This window comes from Anaerosporobacter sp., assembly GCF_965301125.1.
In genome coordinates this window covers 1-4,986 of record NZ_CBDLAM010000237.1, presented here as the reverse complement: position 1 = coordinate 4,986, position 4,986 = coordinate 1, and the positions used below count along the sequence as shown (strand labels likewise).

Sequence of the window (4,986 nt, the reverse complement as noted above, 5' to 3'; positions counted from 1 at the left end):
ATATTAGGAGTACTAAAGACTCCATTGATACCAGCCTGATTCATCATAATAGCAATAGTAGCTACGATTATCATTGTAATAACTAAGATAATAAAAACTACTGCAGCAAATACAATTGTTAGTATTAATCTTGGTGGGTTCTTTGGCAGATTCTTTGGTTTTCTCATATCTTTTTCACCACCCTATATCCAAGTCCTCTAACGGACTCAATTTCAAATTCAGGCCATCCTTCGAATCGTTTACGTAATCGTCCTATATGCACAGTGACAGTTTCCCAGCCGGTATCACTTTCAGCACCCCATATCTCGTCCATAAGCTGTATCCTGGTAAAAATCTTCCCAGGATAAGATAATAATTTATAGAGAAGTAGAAACTCTTTTTGTGGAAGAATCTGTGTCTCATCTTCTCTCGTTACACTCATGGAATCATAATCTAATGTAGCACTTCCTATAGTAATTTTTCGCTCGCTTGTTATCTTTGCACGACGTAAAAGTGCTTTAATTCTTAGAAGCATCTCCTCTTCATCAACTGGCTTTGTCATAAAATCGTCTGTCCCAACTAGGAATCCCTTTTTTCTATCTGAAGGAAGCTGTTTGGCAGAAACCATTAGTATAGGAAGATTATTGTTAACGCTACGTAGTATTTTCGTAAATTCATAGCCATCCATCTTTGGCATCATGATATCTAAAACCACAAGATCAATGTGATTGGTATCCATAACATGTAATGCGTCCTCTCCGTTTTCTGCTGTAAATACAGTATATTGCTCAGCTTCTAATATAGCTTTCATTAGCTTTCTAGTATTTTTGTTATCATCAACAACAAGAATATGAACCATGCACATTCACCTCAATATTAATTATAGTATATAGGTAATTGCGAAACTCAATATATATTTTCGCAATTACTTATATTATAGTATAGATTAATAAACTAAATCTAAACTTTTTTAGTTATTTCATTATACATTCTAATCCAGAGTCTGTTAATTCCTGCGCGTTTTAACTATCGTAGCACTGGATTATTAATTGTGACGTAACACCCTAATCTTAATAAAAGTAGTGAAATAGTTGGCGACGAAAAAAGAAAGTCTTCAAAGTCTTATAAGTTCTAAGTCATATACGAGGTACTTCTATGTAATGTTACTCTCCTTTAATTAAAAACTCAATATTTTGGCAAACAAAGTTATATGCATCTATTATAAACTCTTCTATACTGTTCTTGGAAGCATACATATCTAATATATATTGCATGATACTTTTGCCATTAACCATTTGTGTGTAGAATTGATCATATGCCCGATTTTCATATAGAGTGAATGGCTTAACTGATAAATCATTCAATGTAGGATCAACAATGATTTCCTCAAGAAACCATAAAGGATCAGGAAAGTATTTCTCCTTTAAATTGGGATTTCCATACATCTCTTTACACTTTTCATAAAAAATCATATGATTAATCTCATGAACAGCACCTGAGAAAACTCTCTCGTCATCATTATAGGAAACATTGAAGGTTTTACAAGCTGTGCTTCTTGGATAAAAGGGGATATATCCCACATAACAATTAATTACTGGATATTCATCTGTCCATTGATAATTATATAGATTACATTGTGCCACTATAAAATCGTAGAAGAATGTATTAAATTTCTCAGAAAAATAGTTTATCCTACTATTGATTTCATCTGAGGCATCTTGTAATCGCTTGTAAACTGCTGCTGTGATAATCTGATTCCTTTGTTTTTCATCAGATAGATCTATTATATCACGCAGTTCTGGATACATTGATAGAGTTTTCTCAGCAAAAGGGAGAGTTTTATTGTTTGTTTTATCTGGGCATAAAAAGTTACAGATAATTCTTGCATTTGCTTCAGGGTAAATTGGAGAAAGTTTTAATTCTGGTATAAACATTTACTTACCTCCTGATCATATTTTAGATTTAAACTTTATTTTGCTTTATACAAGCGAACTAAATGAAAAGCTATTGATCCAAACATTAGAATCAAAAATACTGGTAGGAAAAGAGGAGATAAATTATCTCCACTAATTGATTGCAATGTCAAATATGAAAATACTAGTGCTATTAATAGTTTCATACAACCTAACATATCTTTTAGAATTCTATAAATTTTATCTTTGTTTTCTTCTGTTACTGATACTCCTGTATTCCAAATCTTAGGGAATTTTTCAATAAAGGACATTCCAATATACAAAACCCAGCCAGTAGCAAGAAGGTAAATCAAATTCCCTTTGTTTGTTAGTTTATCAACTTCTCCAGCGGCATTGTAATGTCCAGGTATTGTTGAAGAAATATTATTCCATGATATAATCAAAAAGATTGAGGTTCCAATTAAAGATAATAAACTTGTAATGTTAACGATTACATCTAATTTACTTCTTTTAATCTTCGTATACGATTCCTCCCTTCTATATTAATTTCATTATACTTTTACCCTATATACACTACAATCTGCGGAACGATCGAAAAATCCATATTCGATTAAGGCTCTACGTATCGTTGGAAAATCACTATATATTCTTTCTAATATAGTATTGACTTCACGCTCCGTATAGTCGTAGTTAGGCTTAAAGTTCTTGACAATCTCCCGAAGGACAATAATCTTTTTCTTTTCCTTAGATGGGAATTGAGTTAAAGCACCGTTTTCTGTCATATATGTCTTAATCGTCTTCTCACTGTCATCCTCGGTTATACTATATCTGTCATCAATCATGGTAGCTGATGGATGAATTTCTTCTATTAAACCTGTATCAGCCTGATTGATAGATCGATTAGTTTTTTCTTCTAAGGATTGCATAAGTGCAAGGAATAACTTCGCTTGCTTCTCTTTCTCTCTTAGTTTAAACCGATGATTTCTTACGGTAGACTGTGCAATACCAACGACTTTTGATATTGTTTTATCATCTTTCCCTTCAGACATTAATTTCAAAATTTGTTGTTGTACATCTGAAACTCCAATAAGAGATGACTCTTGACTCAATATATAATCAGCCATAAAACCATGTTCTACAACATGATGTTGGTTTACCGCTCCATAAGCATCATATAACTTATCATGGATTGGGTAGATAAGTCCTTTTTTGAAGTCTTGACCACAGATTGTACATAGATAGGAGTCTTTGCATTCCTTATATCCAGTAACTATTTCATCTACCGAAAAATTCCACATATAATTTTTTTGTTCCATATAGACACTTCCTTATGTTTTATTTTTCTATATTATACAACGAATATGGATATATGTCTATATATCAATAAACGATAATTAAATATGTTTATTTTATTTTCGAGTATAGTCTAAATACTATTATTTTTGTAATATTGTTTTTAAATTTAGCCATTACTAATTTAAACTTAGTGTATTCTTTAAGAGAAGAATATATCTCAATCGGAATATAGTAAAGATAGAATCAATATTATCAATAAGTCATTATCTGTATAACTAATACAGATAGGTATAGGATTAGAAATGTATATAAAACACCTTGAATTGATATTTCTTTTGGTTGCTGTTATTCTCCATCATAATAATCAATTGCAGCATTGTTCTTATAAAAGGAGGAAACTTCATTGTGTTTCATGATACCTAACTTATCTGAATCTGGATAGTGAACTATGTCAGGTGAATTAGTCGTATCAACTTCAAAATATTTAAGCATATTATCTTGAGATGTATTTGTTATCTTATGTACTCCATGTTTACCAGGTGGACAAACAATCGTATCACCAGCTTTAATTAATATTGGTCCATCTTCTGTTCTAAGTACTCCATTTCCTTTAATTATATAAAATACTTCTGTATTTTCTTCGTGGTAATGGTATGGGTAATTACTTTTCATTGGTGGAATCTCGTAGAATGCTACATAACATTGATCAGAATTATGATCTATAGTTACTTCTTTCTTATAGTATTCATAAGGGTCATGAATGTGTTTATGTTTAGATTTAATTTCGCTTTCATTAATAACTGTAATTTTATGTTTCACACTAATACCTCCATATTGTGTTGTTTCAAGATTAATATAACAGGGTCCGTCTAACAAGCCTCCTTTTCTATCTATTTAAATCTTTCATCATCTTCGATGATTTTTAGCCTGATCTTCCCAGTATTCATGATAAGACATAACACCATCCATGGTTTGTATTACTTTTTCATTATTCGATTTTTCTACATATTTTTCTTGTTTTTGATCATATGAATAGATCCGTTCTAATTGTAATGTTTGATACAGAAAGTTTGCCCCAATTGGATTATCTTTTGGGTTTTCTGCTACTCCATATTGGTAGGCATCACCTGAAAAAACGATATCATTATACTCACCACCGTTATTCGTATCTTGAAAATGTAAGTTTAAATATCTATTTTGATAAATAATACCACTCGCAGTATCTAGGTTAGCATCCACAGTACTTTCAGCGCACAACAATTCTTCCATATCACCTTCTGTTGTAAATACATATAAGTTAGTAGGTCCATTCCCCATATGTGACGAATAAGAAATAGCTAATACCAAAGGGAGATACTTATCCGGTAGTTTTACAGAATCCCTTTCTGTGTAAAAATTAAAATCTTCAATTATTCCATCCAGACCTAATGATTCGATTTGTTTGTGATTTCCATCAACAACAACTCTATATATACTTTCAAACCAGTTGTTATTCTCAATCACTTTGACAAAATATTGATTTGTTAAGAGAGGATTTGAAAAAATTTCGATACTTGATTTGTCCGTAATACCTAATTCTTCTTTCTCTAGGTCAGTAAAGAACAAGTTATTGCTTTTGGGGGTACTAGTTTTACATCCTGTAAAAATAATAAGTATAGACACTATGATTATTAAATAACTAAGATGATGTTTTTTCTTGTTCATCTAAAAATTCCTTTCGTTTAAGTCTTTATTAAGAGTCTTGTTATAAATGCTAAAATCATATAAATAATCATTACTAAAAGATATTTATATGATG

Annotated in this window: 6 protein-coding genes; all 6 read right to left on the bottom strand. The window is 31.0% G+C overall.

What is annotated here, in order from left to right:
- Nucleotides 1–163: 163 nt before the first annotated feature.
- The 6 genes from ACW2QF_RS17700 to ACW2QF_RS17675 all read right to left on the bottom strand — a co-directional run bounded on the left by ACW2QF_RS17700 (nt 164) and on the right by ACW2QF_RS17675 (nt 4,892).
- A complete protein-coding gene (locus ACW2QF_RS17700) occupies nt 164–838 on the bottom strand; it encodes a response regulator transcription factor (protein WP_455717343.1) in 675 nt (224 codons plus the stop codon).
- A gap of 304 nt (nt 839–1,142) precedes the next feature.
- Nucleotides 1,143–1,913, bottom strand: coding sequence for a hypothetical protein (locus ACW2QF_RS17695; RefSeq protein WP_455717342.1), 771 nt, complete (start codon nt 1,911–1,913; stop codon nt 1,143–1,145).
- Between the two features lie 35 nt (nt 1,914–1,948).
- A complete protein-coding gene (locus ACW2QF_RS17690; protein ID WP_455717344.1) occupies nt 1,949–2,353 on the bottom strand; it encodes a DUF1648 domain-containing protein in 405 nt (134 codons plus the stop codon).
- Between the two features lie 90 nt (nt 2,354–2,443).
- The gene (locus ACW2QF_RS17685) at nt 2,444–3,208 is read right to left on the bottom strand and encodes a DUF2087 domain-containing protein (protein ID WP_455717341.1); all 765 of its coding nucleotides are present in this window, start codon (nt 3,206–3,208) and stop codon (nt 2,444–2,446) included.
- A 325-nt stretch (nt 3,209–3,533) separates the two neighbouring features.
- Nucleotides 3,534–4,007: a cupin domain-containing protein gene (locus ACW2QF_RS17680; protein ID WP_455717340.1), complete on the bottom strand. Its 474-nt coding sequence runs from the start codon at nt 4,005–4,007 to the stop codon at nt 3,534–3,536.
- 87 nt (nt 4,008–4,094) lie between these two features.
- Nucleotides 4,095–4,892: a hypothetical protein gene (locus tag ACW2QF_RS17675; protein ID WP_455717339.1), complete on the bottom strand. Its 798-nt coding sequence runs from the start codon at nt 4,890–4,892 to the stop codon at nt 4,095–4,097.
- Nucleotides 4,893–4,986: the final 94 nt, after the last annotated feature.